The 19,883-nt window shown below is 63.7% G+C and carries 19 protein-coding genes, 1 tRNA gene and 1 rRNA gene; 1 reads left to right on the forward strand and 20 read right to left on the reverse strand.

What is annotated here, in order from left to right; translation table 11 throughout:
- Positions 1-568 (reverse strand): ParA family protein (locus ABH939_RS32310; protein ID WP_404650709.1); only part of this gene is annotated, 568 nt, incomplete at its 3' end.
- 884 nt (positions 569-1,452) lie between these two features.
- Between ABH939_RS32310 and ABH939_RS32315 the strand changes: the two genes are divergently transcribed.
- Positions 1,453-1,614 (forward strand): hypothetical protein, encoded by a 162-nt coding sequence (locus ABH939_RS32315; RefSeq protein ID WP_206029197.1) that lies wholly within the window; start codon positions 1,453-1,455, stop codon positions 1,612-1,614.
- A 61-nt stretch (positions 1,615-1,675) separates the two neighbouring features.
- On the opposite strand, the gene ABH939_RS32320 is transcribed toward ABH939_RS32315, so the two are convergent.
- From ABH939_RS32320 to rrf, 19 genes are all read right to left on the reverse strand, one after another.
- A tRNA-Pro gene (locus tag ABH939_RS32320) sits at positions 1,676-1,749 on the reverse strand.
- A gap of 102 nt (positions 1,750-1,851) precedes the next feature.
- The gene (gene der, locus ABH939_RS32325; RefSeq protein ID WP_019748583.1) at positions 1,852-3,279 is read right to left on the reverse strand and encodes a ribosome biogenesis GTPase Der; all 1,428 of its coding nucleotides are present in this window, start codon (positions 3,277-3,279) and stop codon (positions 1,852-1,854) included.
- Positions 3,276-3,956 carry a (d)CMP kinase gene (gene cmk, locus ABH939_RS32330; RefSeq protein ID WP_170320421.1) on the reverse strand — a complete coding sequence of 227 codons (681 nt, stop codon included), beginning with the start codon at positions 3,954-3,956 and terminating at the stop codon, positions 3,276-3,278. Before cmk ends, der begins: the two co-directional genes overlap by 4 nt.
- Positions 3,957-3,967: 11 nt before the next feature.
- Entirely contained in the window at positions 3,968-5,389 is a 1,422-nt protein-coding gene (locus tag ABH939_RS32335) for a pseudouridine synthase (protein WP_404650710.1), read from the reverse strand.
- Positions 5,390-5,466: 77 nt separating this feature from the next.
- Positions 5,467-6,150, reverse strand: a complete 684-nt coding sequence (scpB, locus tag ABH939_RS32340; RefSeq protein WP_037127047.1) for an SMC-Scp complex subunit ScpB — start codon at positions 6,148-6,150, stop codon at positions 5,467-5,469.
- 41 nt (positions 6,151-6,191) lie between these two features.
- Positions 6,192-7,013, reverse strand: coding sequence for a ScpA family protein (locus tag ABH939_RS32345; protein ID WP_046379919.1), 822 nt, complete (start codon positions 7,011-7,013; stop codon positions 6,192-6,194).
- Positions 7,014-7,063: 50 nt separating this feature from the next.
- Positions 7,064-8,077, reverse strand: a complete 1,014-nt coding sequence (locus ABH939_RS32350) for a ParA family protein (protein ID WP_404650711.1) — start codon at positions 8,075-8,077, stop codon at positions 7,064-7,066.
- A 143-nt stretch (positions 8,078-8,220) separates the two neighbouring features.
- Complete coding sequence (gene xerD / locus ABH939_RS32355) at positions 8,221-9,144, reverse strand: site-specific tyrosine recombinase XerD (RefSeq protein WP_047270485.1); 924 nt, start codon at positions 9,142-9,144, stop codon at positions 8,221-8,223.
- A gap of 1 nt (position 9,145) precedes the next feature.
- Positions 9,146-9,778 (reverse strand): NUDIX hydrolase, encoded by a 633-nt coding sequence (locus tag ABH939_RS32360; RefSeq protein ID WP_047270484.1) that lies wholly within the window; start codon positions 9,776-9,778, stop codon positions 9,146-9,148.
- A 6-nt stretch (positions 9,779-9,784) separates the two neighbouring features.
- The gene (locus ABH939_RS32365; protein WP_404650712.1) at positions 9,785-11,545 is read right to left on the reverse strand and encodes a CTP synthase; all 1,761 of its coding nucleotides are present in this window, start codon (positions 11,543-11,545) and stop codon (positions 9,785-9,787) included.
- Between the two features lie 156 nt (positions 11,546-11,701).
- The gene (locus tag ABH939_RS32370; protein ID WP_007731900.1) at positions 11,702-12,655 is read right to left on the reverse strand and encodes a copper transporter; all 954 of its coding nucleotides are present in this window, start codon (positions 12,653-12,655) and stop codon (positions 11,702-11,704) included.
- Positions 12,652-13,836: a putative cytokinetic ring protein SteA gene (gene steA, locus ABH939_RS32375; RefSeq protein WP_007731902.1), complete on the reverse strand. Its 1,185-nt coding sequence runs from the start codon at positions 13,834-13,836 to the stop codon at positions 12,652-12,654. The genes ABH939_RS32370 and steA overlap by 4 nt, the downstream gene beginning before the upstream one ends.
- A gap of 86 nt (positions 13,837-13,922) precedes the next feature.
- Positions 13,923-15,701 (reverse strand): DNA repair protein RecN, encoded by a 1,779-nt coding sequence (gene recN, locus ABH939_RS32380; protein WP_003946143.1) that lies wholly within the window; start codon positions 15,699-15,701, stop codon positions 13,923-13,925.
- A gap of 2 nt (positions 15,702-15,703) precedes the next feature.
- The gene (locus tag ABH939_RS32385) at positions 15,704-16,651 is read right to left on the reverse strand and encodes an NAD kinase (protein ID WP_047270483.1); all 948 of its coding nucleotides are present in this window, start codon (positions 16,649-16,651) and stop codon (positions 15,704-15,706) included.
- Complete coding sequence (locus ABH939_RS32390) at positions 16,648-17,487, reverse strand: TlyA family RNA methyltransferase (RefSeq protein ID WP_404650713.1); 840 nt, start codon at positions 17,485-17,487, stop codon at positions 16,648-16,650. Before ABH939_RS32390 ends, ABH939_RS32385 begins: the two co-directional genes overlap by 4 nt.
- A 1-nt stretch (position 17,488) precedes the next feature.
- On the reverse strand, positions 17,489-17,731 hold the full coding sequence (locus ABH939_RS32395) for a hypothetical protein (protein WP_003946140.1): 243 nt from the start codon (positions 17,729-17,731) through the stop codon (positions 17,489-17,491).
- Between the two features lie 76 nt (positions 17,732-17,807).
- Entirely contained in the window at positions 17,808-18,791 is a 984-nt protein-coding gene (locus ABH939_RS32400) for an HAD-IIA family hydrolase (protein WP_404650714.1), read from the reverse strand.
- A complete protein-coding gene (locus ABH939_RS32405; protein ID WP_073513327.1) occupies positions 18,788-19,729 on the reverse strand; it encodes a hypothetical protein in 942 nt (313 codons plus the stop codon). The genes ABH939_RS32400 and ABH939_RS32405 overlap by 4 nt, the downstream gene beginning before the upstream one ends.
- 61 nt (positions 19,730-19,790) lie before the next feature.
- Positions 19,791-19,883: ribosomal RNA gene (gene rrf / locus ABH939_RS32410) — 5S ribosomal RNA — on the reverse strand; the annotation flags it as partial.

The following is a 19,883-nucleotide window of genomic DNA, read 5'->3' on the forward strand; positions in this document are numbered from 1 at the left end:
GGCCGGCGGTGGCGGCGAGGTCGAGGAGCATGCGGTGCGCGGCTGCGGCGGCGTCGCGGCGGAGCGGTACCGGTACGAGGAGGACGTCCGCGTGGGTGGTTGCCCAGTGCCAGCTGGCGGCGAGGCGGTTGTTGCCGGTGTCGGCGATGAGGATCTCGCGGTGCTGGGACAAGATCTGCGCCGCCGCGTGGGCGTCGTCGTAGCCGAGACTGGATCCGTGAGCGCCGTTGTTGCCGGCGACGATGTCGTCCCCGCCTGGTTGGCGGGTGAGGTACTGCGAGAGCGCCGAGGGCCGGATGCTGCCGGGCTCGGCTGTCTCTGCGGCGATCAGTGACAGAACGTCGTGTCCGTCGCGGGGTGGGATGCTGACGCGGTCGGCGAGGCTGCCGCCGACGTCGGCGACGTCGACGCAGACCGTGGTTGCGGCGCCGCGGTGTTCGGCAATGATCGCATTCAGCCCTACCGCGAGTGGAGTTTTGCCGACGCCTCCTTTCGGGTTGGCGATGGTCACGATCGAGAACCCCGGGAGTGGGCCGGTGATGGACGCGATGCCGGCGCAGTGGCGCATTTCGGCGGACTCGGGTTTCGGAGCAATTCGGAGGTTGAGGACGGTGTTAAGTCGAGTCTGTAAATGATCTAGTCAGAAGTTGTCTACCGCCAATGCGGCAGTTGGTCCTGGCAGTTAGACCGCCGCGTTGTCACGACCATCGCCGACAACACATTCAACCGCCGCCGCGCTAGAGCAAAGGACGGGTTGGGTGTGACGTTTCTATTCGAATCGTTTCCAGGCTTAGGAGGTCTGCGATACGCAGACAACTTGGGAGGCTCAACTGGGCGGCGAGGTAGAGCGCCCACAACAGGCGGTCGTATCGCCTCTGCCGCCACAGGTTTCCGCTCACCCGACCCGACTCAGATGGTTCCGGTCCGGACCCGCGATGCGCGACAACCGATCTGGGGTTCCGAACGCAGTGAGATCACCACCAATGACAGCGTGGACTTCCGCTCCGAGCACCGGACTCAAGCCGGCCATTGACTCGACCACCGCCGTATCTCCTCCAGCGTCTGATGACCGGACAGCAAGATCAATGTCGCCTTGACATTGGTAAGGTCCAGCGCCCGCTCCATCGCCGGGAAATAGGAGCAAAATCGCCAAACGGTGGATAAGCGCCGTAGAAATACTCGGTTTATCGGCCGGTCGACACCACGAACTTTGCAAGCTCTTGTGCTCGTGCTGCTAACCTTCCGCCCATGCCGGTTTCTGCGGATGCTCGCGAGCGCCTTCGGTCTTACTTGGATCCAGATGACGAGATCCGGTAAGTATTTCCAGCGGACGTTCTGATGAGCGCGAAACCGAGTGTGTTTGTCGTGGTAAGCCGAAAGGCGATCACCGTCTTCTCGACGAGCTTTCGATCCAGAAAAGTGCCGAGGTCGATCCTCACCCAGTTTCCGAGAATGACCGTCCTCGGCCCGGTCGATACTGCGTCCACGCCGCACTTCACTGCGGCGGGCATAACGTACGAGATCGACGAAGAATATGTTGCAGTCGTGAACGCTGCCGACGCGGAGATCACGTCACCGCAGGACTTCCCGCGCGATCCGTTGCCGAACCTCTGAAGGCACAAACAAAAAGGCAGTTTCCCATTTCTGAGAAACTGCCTTTTTGATCTAACTTCGGTCGGGCTGACAGGATTTGAACCTGCGACCACTTGACCCCCAGTCAAGTGCGCTACCAAGCTGCGCCACAGCCCGTCCCACGCCCTTGTTTCGGGCGCTTGGAAAGATTACATCAGGGACGGGCCGAAGTACCAATCGGCTGGTCAGAGCCGTTTCAGTACCGAATTGGACGCAGAATCAGCGGCCCTTGCGGTCACGCTTCTCGCGCACTCGGACGGATACGCGGATCGGGCTGCCGTCGAAGTTGAACTCTTCACGCAGACGCCGCTCGATGAAGCGGCGGTAGCCGGCCTCGAGGAAGCCCGTGGTGAAGAGAACGAATGTCGGCGGGCGCGTGCTTGCCTGCGTCGCGAACATGATGCGCGGAAGGCGACCACCACGCATCGGAGGCGGCGTTGCTGCCACAACTTCCTTGAGCCAGGTGTTCAGGCGACCCGTGGGGATGCGCTTGTCCCAGGACTCCAGAGCCGTGTCGAGAGCCGGCACGAGCTTCGCCACGGCGCGACCGGTGTGGGCGGAGATGTTGACTCGCTGAGCCCACGGAACGCGGACCAGATCGCGGTCCACTTCCTTGTCCAGCATGAGTCGACGGTCCTCGTCCACGAGGTCCCACTTGTTGAATGCGATCACCAATGCACGACCCGTGTCGGCCACCATGCTCAGAACACGCAGGTCCTGCTCGGTGATCGGCTCGTGCGCGTCGATCAGCAGGATCGCAACCTCAGCGGCCTCGATCGCGCTCTTCGTACGCAGCGACGCATAGAACTCCGCGCCGCTGGCATGGCTGACGCGCTTGCGCAGACCAGCCGTGTCGACGAAACGCCAAGGGCGCCCGCCGAGTTCGACGATGGAGTCGACCGGGTCGACGGTGGTGCCGGCAACATTGTGCACGACGGACCGCTCGTCACCGGACAGCTTGTTGAGCAAGCTGGACTTTCCGACGTTCGGCTTTCCGACGAGAGCAACACGACGCGGACCGCCGCCGGGGATACCTTCACGCGGGGTTTCCGGCAGCTTCTCGAGAACCTCGTCGAGCAGGTCGCCGGTGCCGCGGCCGTGGGTCGCACTCACGGAGTACGGCTGACCGAGGCCCAAGGACCACAGCGCTGCAACCTCGGACTCGGTGCGTCCGTCGTCCACCTTGTTGGCAACGAGGATGACCGGAGTCTTCGAGCGGCGAAGCACTCGAGCGACAGCTTCGTCCGTCGTCGTAGCGCCGACAACGGCGTCGACGACCAGGAGAATGGCGTCAGCCGTTCCCATGGCCAATTCGGCCTGGCGGGCAACGGCCTGCTGAAGACCCTTTGCGTCGGGTTCCCATCCGCCGGTGTCCTGGACGAGGAAGCGCCGTCCGGCCCAGTTCGCCTCGTACGAGACGCGGTCACGGGTAACGCCGGGGATGTCCTCGACTACCGCTTCACGACGGCCGATGATGCGGTTGACGAGCGTCGACTTGCCGACGTTCGGTCGACCGACAACAGCCAAGGTCGGGACGGCAATGTGCGCTTCGCCTTCGCCGTCCGCTTCGAGATCGGCGTAATCCCACTCCGATTCCTCGGACCAAGTTCCGTCACCGGCATATTCGGTTACCAGATCGTCGCTCACTGCACTGCTCCAGTTCTGTCGCTGACCACCAACAGCAACTTGGCGATCACATCTTCAATTCCCAATTCGCTCGTATCCACCAGAATGGAGTCGTCGGCAGGGCGCAACGGCGACACTGCCCGAGTCGAATCGAGATGGTCACGGCGCTGCACATCAGCCAGCACCGCTTCGTAATTGTCTTCACGGCCTTGGCCGATGTTCTGCGTATTGCGCCGTGCCGCACGGGTTTCCGCCGATGCGGTCAAGAAGATCTTGACGTCTGCATCGGGGAGTACGACGGTTCCGATGTCGCGACCTTCCACGACGATCCGCTCCGCACCCGCCGCCAGCTCACGCTGAGTGGCGACCAGCAGGTCGCGAACCTCGGGCACAGCCGAGACCGCGGAGACAGCCTTGGTGACCGCGTCGCCGCGGATCTCCTCACTGACGTCCGCGCCGTCGAGATGCACCTGCTCGCTGCTCGGATCGGTACCGATGGACCACGGCAACGCCGCAACGGCGGCCGTGATCGCGGCGGAATCCGCCAGATCGATTCCCTGACGCAGCACGTGCAGGGTCGCGATCCGGTAGATGGCTCCGGTGTCGAGGTAGCGAGCGCCCAAACGCTGCGCCAACGCGCGAGAGACGCTGGACTTGCCGGTTCCGGACGGTCCGTCCATAGCGACTACCAGCGGCATGGACGAATCGGTCACAGGCCGACCGCCTCGTACAGTCCACCGACCTCGCTACGTCCGAGGACGCGCTGCGTTCCCGGACGCTGATCGCCGAGGGCGACAACTCCGACGTTGGTGCGAACCAGACGGACAACGGGGTGACCGACGGCATCGAGGAGGCGACGCACGATGTGCTTGCGGCCCTCGTGCAGAACGAGCTTGACGAGCGTCTTGCCCTCGTTGATCTCGAGCACGGTGAACGCGTCCACCTTGGCCGGACCGTCGTCGAGGGTGACGCCGTCGCGCAACTGCTTGCCGGTGCTGCGCTCGACAACGCCGTGAACCGTGGCGAGGTACGTCTTCGGAACCTCGAACGACGGGTGCATCAGGCGGTGAGCCAAGTCACCGTCGTTGGTGAAGAGAAGCAAGCCTTCGGTGTCGGCGTCGAGACGGCCGACGTGGAAGAGCCGCTGACCCGACTGAACGCGCTCGGAGACGATGTCACCGACGCACGGACGACCGAGATCGTCGGACATGGTGCACTGCCAGCCACGCGGCTTGTTCATCGCGAGGTAGACGAGGTCCTTCTGCACGACGACGCGGACGCCGTCGACACGAACCACTGCGTTCTCGGGGTCGACACGCAGACCCTGTTCGATCACGATGCGGCCGTCGACCTCGACGCGACCCTGATCGATCAGCTCTTCAGCAGCGCGGCGTGATGCGACGCCGGCCTGAGCCAGCACCTTCTGCAAGCGGACGCCGTCGCCCTTCGGCGGGCCGTCGTGCTTGGTGATCTCGGCATGCTGATGACGCGCCGGCTTGGCGTTGGAGACCAACGGGTTCTGAGAGACGACGCGCTGCGGCTTCTCGGTCTTCGGCTTGCCACGCTTGTTGGTCGCCGGCGGTGTCGGGGCTGCCGGGCGCTTGCGCGGAGGTCCGTCGAACTTGGACCCACGAGGTGCGTTCGACCATGCGCCGCCGCGAGGAGCGTCGGGGCGTGCGCCGCGCTGATCGTCACTACGACGGTCAGCGCCGCCACGCGGTGCGCGACGGGCGTCGACGTGGGGAGTACGACGGTCGTCGCTGCGGGGTCCGCGGCGATCGTCCGTGCGCGGTCCGCGCCGATCGTCGTTGTAACCGCCACGGCGGTCGTCCGTACGTGCGGGGCGACGGTCATCGCTGCGCGGCGGGCGACGGTCATCACTGCGCGGCGGGCGACGGTCATCATTGAATCCACCGCGACGGTCGTCCATGCGGGGACGGTCGGATCCGGCGTTGCGGTCGTATCCAGAGGTACTGCGGGAAGTGTTGCTGCGTCCACCACGGGGCGCTTCGCTACGTGCGCCGCGGGGGGCGTCGCTGCGACCACCACGGGGGGCATCGCTGCGTGCGCCGCGGTTGTCGCGGGAGTTGTTACGGTCCGGTGTGCCATCTCGGCGAGCGGGATTGTTCACTTTTTTCCTGTCAGTTTTCTACTGTTTCCCGAGCGTGGTCGGGTCTTTCTCGGTGCCGACGAGCGCCGGAATTCCGGTCAGTCGTCGACTTCGGTGTCCACTACGTCAGCGGGCACGTCTGCCTTGTTCATTCTCGCAAATCGCGGATCGGATTCCAGGCTTTCGCTGATGTCGTCGATGAGATCGACATCAGGCAAGAGCGGGGCCAACTCCGGGAGCTCGCTGAGCGAGGCCAGGCCGAGCCGTTCGAGGAACAGTTCGGTCGTGGAGTACCGTGTCGCGTTGGTGTCCGGGTCAGGCCCGGCTTCCGCGATCAGTCCGCGGGCAAGGAGGGTGCGTACCACCCCGTCCACGTTGACGCCTCGTACCGCACTGATCCGCGCACGAGTCAACGGTTGACGGTATGCGACTACGGCCAAAGTTTCCAATGCCGCCCTGGTCAATTTGGTGCGTGCGCCGTCCAATAGCAGCTTTTCCACGTACGGGGCAAACTCTTGTCGCGTGTACAGACGCCATCCGTCTCCCGCGTAGCGAAGGTCCATTCCGCTGCCGCGAGCGGTCAATGCGGCCGACATCGACGTCAGGCGTTCTTCGACTCGTTCCGGCGCGGTTCCGGTGACAGATGCGAGTTGGTTCACTTCGGCCGGCGAATCCACGACAAGCAGAAGCGACTCCAGCACTGCGTCGAGTTGATCGTCGTCGAGTTCGAAATCGGGGGCGGAATCTTCGGACTCCGAGGCGTGTTCGGTAGGCTCGATCATCTCGTCTAGCTGCGAAGACTCTGATTCCGTCGGCTCGGCGTTCATCCGTAGTCCTCCTCTGTGACCGGCGCGGCCGGGTCGTCTCCGGTCCAACTCACCATCAGCGGTCCGAGTGCTTCGGGTTGCTCGAACACAATGACCTGCCGGCGATACAACTCGAGCAACGCGAGAAATCTTGCGACTATCTCGACGGTGATCTCACACTCGGCAACGAGGTCCCCGAAGGGTGTCCACTCCCCTATGCCTCGCTCGCGCAGCAACTCGAGAATTCGCTCGGCTTGTTCGGGTATCGAGATATTGGACACATGGAGGTGATCGAGGCCCACCGTCGGCACCGGACGCGGTGTGAACACCGTCGCCGCGATCTCCGCAAAACGCTGAGGATCGACGCCCAACAACACCTCGGGCAGGAGTTCGGTGAACTGATCCTCGACGGCAACCGAGCGCGGATAGCGCCGCAGCGCTGCTTCCTCCAACTCACCGAACAGCGCCGCAACTTGTTTGTACGCCCGGTACTGCAGCAGTCGCGCGAAGAGAAGGTCGCGGGCTTCGAGTAGCGCTAGATCCTCGGCGTCCTCGACCTGCCCGGCGGGCAACAGCCTTGCGGCTTTCAGATCCAGAAGCGTGGCCGCGACGACCAGAAACTCTGTTGTCTGATCGAGGCCCATCGCACTGCCGAGTTCCTTGGTGTATGCGATGAAATCGTCAGTGACGGTGTGCAGGGCGACTTCGGTGACATCGAGCTGTCGTTGATTGATCAGGTTCAACAGCAGATCGAACGGGCCTTCGAAGTTCCGGAGAGTGACTCGGAAACCGGCAGCCTTGGCTGCGGTCTGAGCGTCGGTCGGCACGTTCGGGTCGATCGAATCCGGCTCGACTTCGACCGAATCTTCTTGCGATGCAATCAGTTCCACTAACGACCAGACCGGTGAATGACCTCGCGGGCCAATGCTCGATATGCCTCGGCCCCAGCCGATTTCGGCGCCCACGTCGTGATCGGCTCACCGGCGACGCTGGTTTCGGGGAATCGGACGGTGCGGTTGATCACCGTGTCGTAGACGACGTCGCCGAACACCTCGACGACTCGCGCCATCACCTCACGAGCGTGCAGAGTCCGGGCGTCGAACATCGTGACGACGATACCGGCCAACTCGAGCTTGGGATTGAGACGATCGTGCACCTTTTCGACGGTGTCGTTGAGGAGTGCCAGGCCGCGCAGGCTGAAGTACTCGCATTCCATCGGAATGATGACCGAATCGGCGCAGGCCAGTGCATTCACCGTGAGGAGGCCAAGCGACGGCTGGCAGTCGATGAGCACGTAGTCGTACCGATCGAGAACAGGGTGCAACACGCGTCCCAAGGTCTGCTCACGTCCGACCTCGGTGACCAATTGGATCTCGGCGGCCGAAAGGTCGATGTTGCTGGGCAGCAGGTCGAGGCCGTCGACCCGAGTTCGCATCAACACATCGTCGATGGACACACGCGGTTCGACCAGAAGGTTATGGACGGTCAGTTCCAGGTCGTGATGCTGGACGCCCAGTCCAGCAGACAACGCGCCTTGGGGATCGAGATCCACCAGGAGCACTCGGCGACCGTATTCGGCCAACGACGCACCCAGGTTGATGGTCGACGTCGTCTTGCCGACGCCGCCCTTCTGGTTGCACATCGCGATGATCATCGCGGGTCCGTGGTGCGCCAACGGTGTCGGTTGGGGTACCTCGCGGACCGGTCGACCTGTCGGGCCGAGTTCTTCCGCGGAAACGGTGAGGGTTTCCGCAGGTGGAGAGGCTACTGGCGTCGTATCTATTTCGAACATCGCCTCTGGTTCGGAGGGTACAGCTGGTGCTGATTCGTTCACGCGCTCGAAGAGTTGGGCATTGACCAGCGGCGGCGCGGACTCCGCCGCTGGTGGCTGCGATGTCGACACGGTCCGATGCTCCCCTACTCTTTCGGCGGTTGCTCTCGGCGCCGGCAAACCCCCGAAACTGCGGTGGAGGCCGCTCGCGCTCCTTGAACGCTACCGCTTACATCACCGAATGGTCTCGCAGACACGCATGAGCCAACCAACCCCTAACGGGCACGCGGGTGTGCCTGAGCCCACACTTCGCGCAGCGCGGTGACGGTGACCAGCGTGTAGATCTGCGTCGTGGTTACCGAAGCGTGACCGAGAAGTTCCTGCACGACGCGTACGTCCGCGCCGCCGTCGAGCAGGTGTGTGGCAAACGAGTGCCTGAGCGTGTGGGGTGAGACGTCCGCCTTGATCCCGGCCGACGCCGCCGCATCCTGAAGTATCTGCCACGCGCTTTGACGCGAGAGGCGTCCACCGCGCGCGTTGAGAAAGAGGGCAGGAACACCGCGCGTCGCCAGGCTGGGGCGCCCGCGGACGAGATACGCGTCGACGGCGGCGATCGCCGGCCTGCCGACGGGGACGATCCGCTGCTTGCCGCCCTTGCCCTTGAGCAGCACGGAACGGGTTTCGGTGTCGATGTCGTCGACGTCCAGATCGATCGCCTCGGTGATTCGCGCTCCGGTCGAGTACAGGAGCTCGAGCAGAGCGCGATCCCGCAGGTCGCGGGGCCCGTCACCGGCAGCACCGCCACCCGAAGCGTCGAGCAGGGCGATCACGTCGTCGAGAGGCAGGGCCTTGGGCAGCTTGCGTCCGGGCGTCGGCGGCTTGACCGTTCGGGCCACGTCGACGCTGACCAGACCTTCGGCGGCGGAAAACTTGTGGAATCCGCGAACCGCGATCAGGGTGCGTGCTGCCGAACTGGCCGCCAATGGTACGACGCCGGCATCTTTGTCACCCAGGCGCAGATGTGTCACGAATTCGGTGACGTCGTTCTCCGTCACGCCCGCGACGTCGTCGATGCCGCGTCCGTGCAGGTACTCCGCGTACCGATTCAGGTCGCGGCGATAGGAAAGTAGAGTATTGCGCGCAGATCCTCGCTCGACCGCTAGATGGTCGAGATACGAGTCCACCTGTCGGGCAAGCACTTCAGGCTCGCGACTTGCGTTCTCCGAATGCGCGAGGACGATCGGGCCACGGTGCGTCGGCGGGGCGCAGCGGCTTTCCCGTCGCGCGTGCGGTGGCGATCGCGAGAATGCCCGATACCGCTGTGGCATTGACGATGTCGCCGCGTAGCGCCATGTCGACGGCGTCGGCGAGCGGAACCCGCGAAATCTCGAGATCGGCTTCTTCGTGTTCGGGATCGTCGCGCTCCACCTCGTGCAGCCCCTCGGCGAGGAAGACGCGAACCGCCTCGTCCGTGAACCCGGGTGAGAGAGCGACATCGACCAGCACCGACCATCGATCGGCGCCGAGTCCGGTTTCTTCGCCCAGCTCGCGCGCTGCAGCCTCGACCGGGCTCTCCCCCGGAGCGTCGAGCAGACCGGCAGGAATTTCCCACAACCGGTGCCCGAGCGGGTGACGGTACTGGTGAATCAGCACCAGGTTGTCGTGCTCGTCCAGTGCCACGACGGCAACGGCGCCGTGATGCTCGACGACTTCCCGATCGGCACGCTGACCACCAGGCATCGCAACGGTGTCGACGCGCAACGCGATGATCGCGCCGGTGTAGACCGTCTTGGAGCCGAGGGTGTCGAATTCGTGCCGACCGGGATCGCTCATGTGTGGCTAGACCTTTTCCACGTTCTCAACTGCAGCGTCGAGCGCCGTCTCGGTGGCGGCGGTGTCGATCTTCTCGTCACCGTGGACGTCGACGGGCAGGCGCTCTTCGAGCTTGTACGTCAACGCTGCTTCGACGAAGGCGGCGAACAGCGGATGCGGGCGAGTCGGGCGGCTCTTGAGCTCCGGGTGTGCCTGGGTGGCAACGAAGAACGGATGCTGCTCACGCGGGTACTCGACGAACTCGACCAGATGACCGTCCGGTGAGGTTCCGCTAAACTGCAAGCCGGACTTGGCAATCCGATCGCGGTAGGTGTTGTTGACCTCGTAGCGGTGACGGTGACGCTCGGAAACGTCCTCGGTTCCGTAGGCCTGAGCGACGACGGAACCCTTGGTCAGCACGGCCGGGTAAGCACCCAGACGCATGGTGCCACCGAGGTCGGCGTCACCGGCGATGACGTCTTCCTGATCAGCCATCGTCGAGATGACCGGATGCTTGGTGTCCGGCTCGAACTCGGCCGAGTTGGCATCGTCGAGGCCGACGCTACGAGCAGCTTCGATGACGACGCACTGCAGACCCAGGCACAGACCCAGCAGCGGCAGCTTGCGCGAACGTGCGAAACGGATCGCGCCGAGCTTGCCTTCGATGCCGCGGATGCCGAAGCCACCGGGGATCAGAACACCGTCGACGTCACCGAGAGCGGCCTGCGCTCCGGCTTCGGTCTCACAGTCGTCCGACGGTACCCAGGAGATCTCGACCTTGGACCGGTTCGCGAATCCACCGGCGCGCAGTGCCTCGGTGACGGAGAGGTATGCGTCGGGCAGGTCGACGTACTTGCCGACCAATGCGACGCGCACCGTCTCACGCGGCTGGTGAACACGATCGAGGAGGTTGCCCCACACGGTCCAGTCGACGTCGCGGAACGGGAGACCGAGCTGGCGAACGACGTAGGCGTCGAGGCCCTCACGGTGCAGAACCTTCGGGATGTCGTAGATCGAGGGAGCGTCGGGCGTCGAGATGCAGGCGTCGACGTCCACGTCGCACATCAGGGCGATCTTGTTCTTGAGGCCCTGCGGAACGTCACGATCGCAACGAAGGATCAGCGCGTCGGGCTGAATGCCGATGCTGCGCAACGACGCAACCGAGTGCTGCGTGGGCTTGGTCTTGAGCTCTCCGGAGGGGCCGAGGTACGGCACGAGGGAGACGTGCAGGAAGAAGACGTTGTCGCGGCCGACGTCGTGGCGGACCTGGCGAGCGGCTTCGAGGAAGGGCTGCGATTCGATGTCGCCGACGGTGCCACCGATTTCGGTGATCACGACGTCCGGGCGGTGTCCCTGCAGATCCGGACCGCTCATCTCGAGGATGCGACGCTTGATCTCGTCGGTGATGTGCGGGATGACCTGAACGGTGTCGCCGAGGTACTCGCCGCGGCGTTCCTTGGCGATGACCGTCGAGTACACCTGGCCGGTGGTGACGTTCGCCTGGCCGGAGAGGTCACGGTCGAGGAACCGCTCGTAGTGTCCGACGTCGAGGTCGGTCTCGGCACCGTCTTCGGTGACGAAGACCTCGCCATGCTGGAAGGGGTTCATGGTGCCCGGATCCACATTGAGATAGGGATCGAGCTTCTGCATGGTCACGCGCATTCCCCGCGCGGTCAACAACTGTCCCAGGCTCGAGGCGGTCAAACCTTTGCCGAGCGAGGAAGCTACACCTCCGCTGACGAAGATGTGCTTGGTGGCGGTACGCGTGTTAGTGCGTGACTGTGGCAAAGGGGCTCCCGTGACGACTGTGCAGGGCTTGGTCTGATGAAGCATGCTGGGGCCTGCCGACCCACGGGATTTCACGGTAACACCTATCGGGGGTCGGTGCCTACAACGCGCCGACTTTCCGCCCCCGATGTGACCGGCGTATCAATACCGGGGTGTTCAGTTGGTGGGTGCGCCGACGGTGACCGCCGCCGCTCCCGGTCCCGTGCCGTAGCGGCCGGCGCCGCCGTTCAACTGTTCCTGCAGCGCCAACGGCGTGGTGATCTTGCCCGATTCCCGGTCGATGTTGTCGATGGTCGTCAAGCCCGCTGAGAGCGCCGCGTCCGCACGTGCGACGGCAACCGGACCACTGCCCTCGGCCGAGCCAGGCCGGCCCGCGAGAATCGTTCCTGCGCCGCGTCCGTCGAGAGCACCGGCGAACCGGGCGATGACGGCGCCGCGGTTACCCGTGGCTGCGTCGGATTCACTCTTGTTGTCGCCGGTGAGAACCACGGCGAGTTGAGCCGGCTTGACCGCTCCGTCGTCGTAGCTGATGAAACCGGCGCTACGCAGCGAGTCGAGCGCGAGATTCATCTCGTCAGGAGTGCTCTGCGGCTCGCTGTTCTGCCCGTTGAGAAGCAGAACCGAACCGAGCAGATCACCCGCGAGACTGCCCTGATCGACCGCACCGGTCTTGAGGGTGATCCCCGCAGGGATGACATTGGTGACGACGGTCCGCAAGCGGTCACCACCGGTGGCGTCGACAAACGAATCGGTGAGCGAGACGCGTCCGGTCACGGCACCGCCGGCGGCAGTGACGAGTCGGTTGACACCGTCGAGATCACCGGGATCGGCGTCCGGTGCCGTGATGACGACGACGGTGCGACCAGCGAGACTGTCACGCACGACGCGACCGCCGACAGCGGCATCGAAGCCGTCCGCGGAATTGAGTTGCTGCTGAAGCTGATTGGACTGTTGATTGAGGTCTTCGATCTCGTTCTGCAGGTCCGCCTTGTCGTCGCGCAGACCCGAAAGCAATCCACTGGACAGCATTCCGGAACCGAGCACCACGCCGATCGCGAGTGCCAGGAAGATTGCCGCTATGGAAATTGCATGTTGACGCATCGAAATCACTTGAAGAGCCCCTGAACCCACAGCGCGAAGCTGTTCCACGTTGCGATTGCCCAGTCGAGAACTTCACTACCGGCATTGGACACGACCAGGGCGACGATCACTGCCACCAGGGCGGCGAGCACCAGGAGCGCGATCGCGCCGCCGGACACTCGACTTCGATACAGCGTTGCCACAGCCTTGGCGTCGACCAGTTTCGGCCCAACCTTGAGCCGTGTCATGAACGCCGACGGATTGCTTTCACGACGCCCACGGTCGAAGAACTCGTCCAAGGACACCACGTTGCCGACCGTCACGATCAGTGAAGCGCCGTGGTGATCGGCGAGCAGCAACGCAAGGTCGGTCGGTGAGCAGGTCGCCGGGAACGTCATCGCCCCGATGCCGAGATCCTGGATTCGGGAAAGCCCCGCCGCATGACCGTCCTGGTCTGCGGGCAGAACAACTTCCGCGCCGGACTTGAGGGTGGAACTGGTGATCTCTTCCGGGTCGCCCACGATCAGATCGGGGCGGTATCCGGCCTTGCTCAACACGTCCGCACCTGCGCCGACACCGATCAGGATCGGCGAATACTCCTTGATGAAGGGCTTGAGGTTCTTCAGATCGGCCTCGTGTTCGGGTCCGTCGGAGACGACCACGACGTGGCGATCCTTCAAGTCGATGTCGATGTCCGGAACACCGATTCCGTCGATCAGCAAAGGACTTTCGGTGCGGATGAACTCGATGGTGTTACCCGAGAACGCTTCCAGGTGATCGACCAGGCCGGTCTTGGCCTCGATCATCCGATCGGAGATCTCGGCCTCGGTCTGCTCTTCGCCCTTGACGAGGCTCTTCTCGCCGTTGAAGATCTCGCCCTCGTGCAGGCGGATCTTGCTGCCGTCCTTGACGTTCTTGAAGACGTCACCGTCGACGGCATCGATCAGAACGATGTCGTTGGCGACGATCACTTCCGGTCCGAGGTTGGGGTACCGCCCCGAAATCGACGGCGACGCGTTGACCACGGCCATGACTCCGGCTTTCACCAGAGCATCGGCGGTCCGGCGATCGATGTCGACTTCGTCGAGGATCACGATGTCTCCAGGACCGACGCGGCGTAGAAGCTTCGCCGTGTTCCGATCGGCCCTGGCGATGCCACTGATCCCAGGCAAGGATTCGGTGTTACGTGAGAGCAATCCGGGCATCTTCATGGCTTCGATGATGAACCTGAAACCGCGTTGACCGGTGGAGGCGCGCCGACAACTACCACATCAGTCACACCAACACCACAGAACCTTCAATCTGTGACGCGGGCCGCATTCGCGATCTCGAGCAGTTCTTCGGCGTGCGCACGACCGGTCTCGGTGTCGTCCAGCCCTGCCAACATACGGGCCAATTCGACCACCCGATCCGAATCCGACAAGGTCCGCACGCCACTGCTCACCACTCCGCCTTTGTCGTCGACCTTGTCCACCACGAGGTGGGTGTCGGCAAACGCAGCAACCTGCGGAAGGTGGGTGACGACGATAACCTGATGCGTACGAGCAAGTTTCGCCAATCGGCGGCCGATCTCGACAGCAGCGCGACCACCGACCCCCGCGTCCACTTCGTCGAAAACCATCGTCGCGCCGGTGTCGCTACCAGCGAGAACAACCTCGAGCGCCAGCATGACGCGTGACAGCTCGCCACCGGAAGCGCTCTTGCTGATCGGAAGTGACGGTGCCCCGCTGTGCGCAGACAGACGGAATTCCACCTCGTCGACGCCGGCAGACCCGGCATGAAGGTCTACTCCCCCGACGCTGAGCGGCGCCGAGTCCTGCGGGCCGGCAGGCTGCGAGCGCACAGTCACCTCGAGACCCGCACGTCCCATCGCCAGACCGGCGAGTTCCGCGCTGACGGCTTTGGCGAGCTTTGCCGCTGCCTTGACTCGCGCGGCGCTCAGCTTTGTGGCGGCTTCCGCGGTGAGGCCAGCCGTCTCCTCGACCTGCTTGGCCAACAGCGACAACGCATCCGAGGACACGTCGAGTTTGGACAGACGAGCGCGAGCGGTATCTGCCCATTCGAGAACACCGTCGACATCGGCGGCGTACTTGCGAGTCAGAGTCTTCAGTTCCGATTGCCGCGACAGCAAAGAGTCCAGCGCACCCGGGTCTGCGGGCAGCCCGGACAGATAGGTGTTCAGGTCACCGGCAACATCGGTGACGACGGCAATAGCGTCGGCCAACCGGGAACCGAGGCCGTCCAGATCTGCGTCGGTGACCGACTCGATACGCGCCCGCGCTTCGGACATCAGGTCTAGCGCCGGCATGACCCCGACGTCGCCGCTTGCCATGTCGTCACTACCGGCGAGCGCAGCGTGCGCCTCTTCCGCAGCCGAGCGGAGCGAATCGAGTTCACTGAGTCGTCGAACTTCGGCAACTATCGCCGTGTCCTCGCCTGGCTCGGGTGCCACGCCGTCGATTTCGTTGAGCGCGAAGGTCAACTGATCTGCTTCTTGCGCCAGTTCACGAGCCTTCGACGTGCGTTCGATCAACTCCGAACGAGCATCGAGCCATTCACGACGGTGTTTGCGGTACCTCGTCAGCAGCGTTCCGATTGCCTTGTCCCCGAAGCGGTCCAGCGCATTGCGTTGCTGGTCGGGACGAAGCAATCGCAGCTGATCGTTCTGCCCGTGGACAGTCAGAAGTGGGTCCGTGAATTCGGAGAGAACTCCCGCCGGCACGCTTCGTCCGCCGAGATGAGCCCGTGAGCGGCCGTCGCTGCCGACTGTCCGGACGGCGATGATGGTCCCGTCCTCGTCGCGCTCGGCGCCGGACGATTCCAGGATTCGGACGATCTCACGCTCGGTGGCCGGTGAGACGTCGTCGGCGATGAATCGTCCTTCGACGACGGCTCGCGACGCGCCCAACCGCACCCGCCCGGCATCGGCTCGCGCTCCGCTGAGGAGGTGCAAGCTGGTGACGACCATCGTTTTACCTGCGCCGGTTTCACCGGTCAGGACGGTCAGGCCCTCGTGGAACTGGGCGCTGGCCTCGGAGATCACACCAAGACTGTCGATACGGATCTCTGCGAGCACGATTAAGGCTTCCTTCCTCGCCATCCGGTAACCGGAAGCTCGAACTTGCGAACCATCCGATCAGCGAAGGGCGCAGAGTCCAACCGGACCCACTTGACGGGAGTGGCGCCGCGAACGATCTCGACGCGAGCGCCGGCAGGCAGTTCCAACGTACGACGACCGTCGCAGAAGACCAGGCCGTCGTGGCTACCGGCGACGGTCTCCACCGCGATGATCGAATTCGGGCTGGTGACCAACGGCCGCGCGAACAGCGCGTGCGCGTTGCTGGGTACGACGAGCAATGCTTCGAGTTCTGGCCACACGACGGGGCCGCCTGCAGAAAAGGCATAAGCGGTCGAGCCGGTGGGAGTGGACACGAGAACACCGTCGCAACCGAAGGCAGACACCGGTCTGCCGTCGACCTCGAGGACAACTTCGAGAACTCCCAAACGCGAACGGTTCTCGATGCTGGCCTCGTTGAGCGCCCACCCGCGATCGATGATCTCGTCGTCCACCCGAATCACAACGTCGAGTGTCATACGGGACTCGACGCGATATTCCTTGCGAACTACCTGCGCGAGAGCCTCGTCGAGATGCTCCGCCTCGGTCTCTGCCAGAAATCCGATCCGTCCGAGGTTGATGCCCAGTACCGGAATGGACGCTTCTTGAGCGAGTTCGGCGGCGCGCAGAAATGTGCCGTCACCACCGAGAACCAGAACCAACTCGCATCCGACGGCAGCATCAGCACCGGGATGAACAACCGTGACGTCGAGACCCGGCGCAGAGAAGCCCGCGGGTTCCGTCATTGCTTCGATGCGCGAGCTGTCTGCTTCGTCGACGAGGACTCGCAGCCCGATTCCCGCCCGTTCGAAAATCTTCCCGACTCGCTTGGCGGTTTCCGTGATGTCACGTCGACCAGGGTGTGCGACAAGAAGGATCTCGCGCGACTCGCCGTTCGTGACCGCGTTCACTGGGGCCCTTCCTCTACAGCCTTGCGAATCATGTCCTCCACCGAAGGAATTCCCTCGGTGTCCGGCTCGTGATCACCGGGCGAACCTGCCTTTCGAAGCCACAGGAAATACTCGACATTTCCCGACGGACCGGGCAATGGGCTGGCCACGACACCTAACGTCCGCAGACCTACCTTTGCAGCAGCCTCCGACACGTCGAGCACAGCCGAGATTCGCAATTCCGGATCTCGTACGACGCCACCGGCACCGACGCGGTCCTTGCCCACCTCGAACTGAGGCTTGACCATCGGAACCAGGTCCGCGCCGTCAGCAGTACAGGCGACAAACGCCCCGAGTACAAGTTTGAGAGAAATGAACGACAAGTCCGCGACAACGAGATCGACAGTTCCGCCGATGGTCTCTGCATCAATTGCACGAACATTGGTTCGGTCGATGACGTGCACCCGGTCATCGGACTGCAGGCGCCACACCAGTTGTCCGTAGCCGACGTCGACTGCGACAACTTCCTTCGCACCACGCGTCAGCAGAACATCGGTGAACCCACCGGTGGATGCGCCGGCGTCGAGGCAACGGTGACCTTCGACCGTCAATCCTTCGGCACCGAAGGCGTCGAGTGCGCCGATCAGTTTGTGAGCACCTCGCGACGCCCACGAAACTTCCTGCTCCACCTCGACGACCCGAAGTGGCGTTCCGGCTTCGATCGCCGTCGCAGGCTTGGTCGCAACGGCTCCCGAGATGAGAACTCGCCCGGCGGAAATCAGTTCTTGCGCATGATCTCGTGACCGTGCGAGTCCGCGACGGACAAGTTCGGCGTCCACCCGTGCTCTACGTGCCACGTCAAGCCCTGTCCACAGAGGCGAGTGCCTGGACGAGCACCTCGTGTGCCTGTTCCAAAATATGTGCCTTCTGCGGAATCACACCTGCTCCGTGCTGATCGTTCGGATCCTGTTCGATGCCGCCGAGGCGCGCCAGCAAACCGTCGACGTCAGAACGTATGCGTTCCGGATCGACGGAAGGGCGTGGCCCGGGCAACGGAGATCCGTTACTCGTGTTTCCGGGGTGCGGTGTCGGCGTGCTCATCGGGCACAACGTTAGTGCATGACTCTCGGTTACGCATACACCCGCACCCCCGCGAGTCGAACACATTTGCGAGAGATCAGACGAGCCAGGATGCAAACAGATCCGCCACGCCGGCATCCGACGCTTCCAGGGTCCGGAACGACGGATTAGCCCATGCGACAGGCGCAACCGCGCGTAGAAGCGACATCTCGTCCCCGACAACCGGGCCGTCGACAACCAGCGCCGACCCGTTCACGGAGACAGACCACTTGGAGTCCGCACCGACCAGCGATTCGACGGCCGGCTGATTGAGCGAATCCAGAGTTGCTGCAATGTAGGTGGGGCGCTGCTCAACCGGAGCCCGCAGTACGTCACCCGGCGTGCTCACACCGGTGAGAACCAACAACGAGTCGATCGAAACAGCGTGTGCGCCTTCGATATCGGTGTCCAAACGATCACCGACCACCAGTGGACGCGAGCACCCGCTGCGAGCGAGCGCGTCCTCCATCAGCGGTGCAGCAGGCTTACCTGCCACCAACGGTTCCTGCTTGGTCGCAGCGCGTAGAGCTGCCACCATCGAGCCGTTGCCCAGCACTAAACCCCGCTCCGACGGCAGTGTTGTGTCCAGGTTTGCCGCTACCCACAGCGCACCGGCCCGGATCGCCAAGCACGCCTCGGCAAGGATCGACCAGTTGGTCTCCGTCGAATGTCCTTGAACGACAGCAACCGGAGAATCCGCGAATTCGCGCACCGGAAGCAACCCGACGCGCGTCACCTCGTCGGCCAATGCGTCGGTACCGACGACGAGTACAGCGACACCGGGTTCGAGACGCTCCGACAGCAGACGCACTGCCGTCTGAGAACTGGTGACGACACGATCGTCTTCGGAATCGAAACCGAGTTCGGTCAGATGCGCCGACACTGCCGAAGGCGAGCGACTCGCATTGTTGGTCACGTAGTACAAAGCCTGCGTGCCCTGACCGAGAGCAGCCTGGGTGCCGGGAATCGCATGAGCTCCGGCGTACAGAGTGCCATCGAGATCGAGCAAAAGTACGTCGTACTGAGTACGAAGCACGGTCACTGATCTTCTCCGGTCAACTCGGCCACCCGTTCTTCAGCATCCGTGTCACCCTCGAGGTCAGCAGCTGCAGCGTTGAGGAACCACTTCAGTCCGTCTTCGACACGACCAGCTGCAACGAGGGCATCGGCGTAGGCGTAGAACAGCCGAGCCGCAGCTTCACCGGTACGCGCTGCGTCCAGATCCTTGGTCTGCAGTGTGACAACTGCCTGATCGAACTGACCGAGATCCATGCGGGCGCCCGCGACGACGATCCTCAACTCAGACGCCTCGTCGCCCGAAAGCAGGGCAGCCTCGTCGCTACGGCCGAGCTCGATCGCGCGTTCGGGTCGACCCAAACCGCGTTCGCAGTCGGCCATGACAGCGATCAGACCTGGTCCGCCAGCCATTCGACGGGCAGCACGAAGCTCGGAGAGAGCTTCAGCCCATTCACCGGCGTGGTACGCGGTGATTCCGGCAGCTTCACGAACGACCGCAATTCGGCCGGCGCGCTGACGGGCAGCGCGAGCGTGGAGCAGTGCGAGTTCCGGATCTTCGTCGACGAGCTTGCCCGCCATGACGAGGTGACGCGCAACCGTGTTGGCGTTGTCCTTGTCGAGGCTGAGCAGATCCCGACGAACGGCCGGGTCCAACTCCGTGGGCTCTACGTTGTCGGGCAAATCCGGTTCGTCAGGTCGTGCTTGCTGACGGTTGCGGTCGCCATCGCGTCCACGAGGGGTGAACCCACCCTCGCCGCCGCGACGCTGTCCGCCGTTGAATCCGCCGCCGCGGTTACTGTTTCCAGCACCGCCACGGTTGTTGTCTCCGGCACCACCGCGGCGGTCTCCGCCTGCAGCGCCGCGTGATCCACGCCCGTCGTTGTCACGACGGGGGCCACCTGATCGAGGCGCTCCTCCCCCACGGAAGGACCGACGCTCGTCGCCATTCTCCGACACAGTCATTCCTCTCATACAACGCACGAAAGGGGACCCAATATGTTGGGTCCCCTTTCGGTTAACGGGTGTTCGGCGGTGTCCTACTCTCCCACACCCTGTCGAGTGCAGTACCATCGGCGCTGAAGGGCTTAGCTTCCGGGTTCGGAATGGGACCGGGCGT

This window comes from Rhodococcus sp. 27YEA6, assembly GCF_044908235.1.
In the GTDB taxonomy this organism is placed as follows: domain Bacteria; phylum Actinomycetota; class Actinomycetes; order Mycobacteriales; family Mycobacteriaceae; genus Rhodococcus_F; species Rhodococcus_F qingshengii.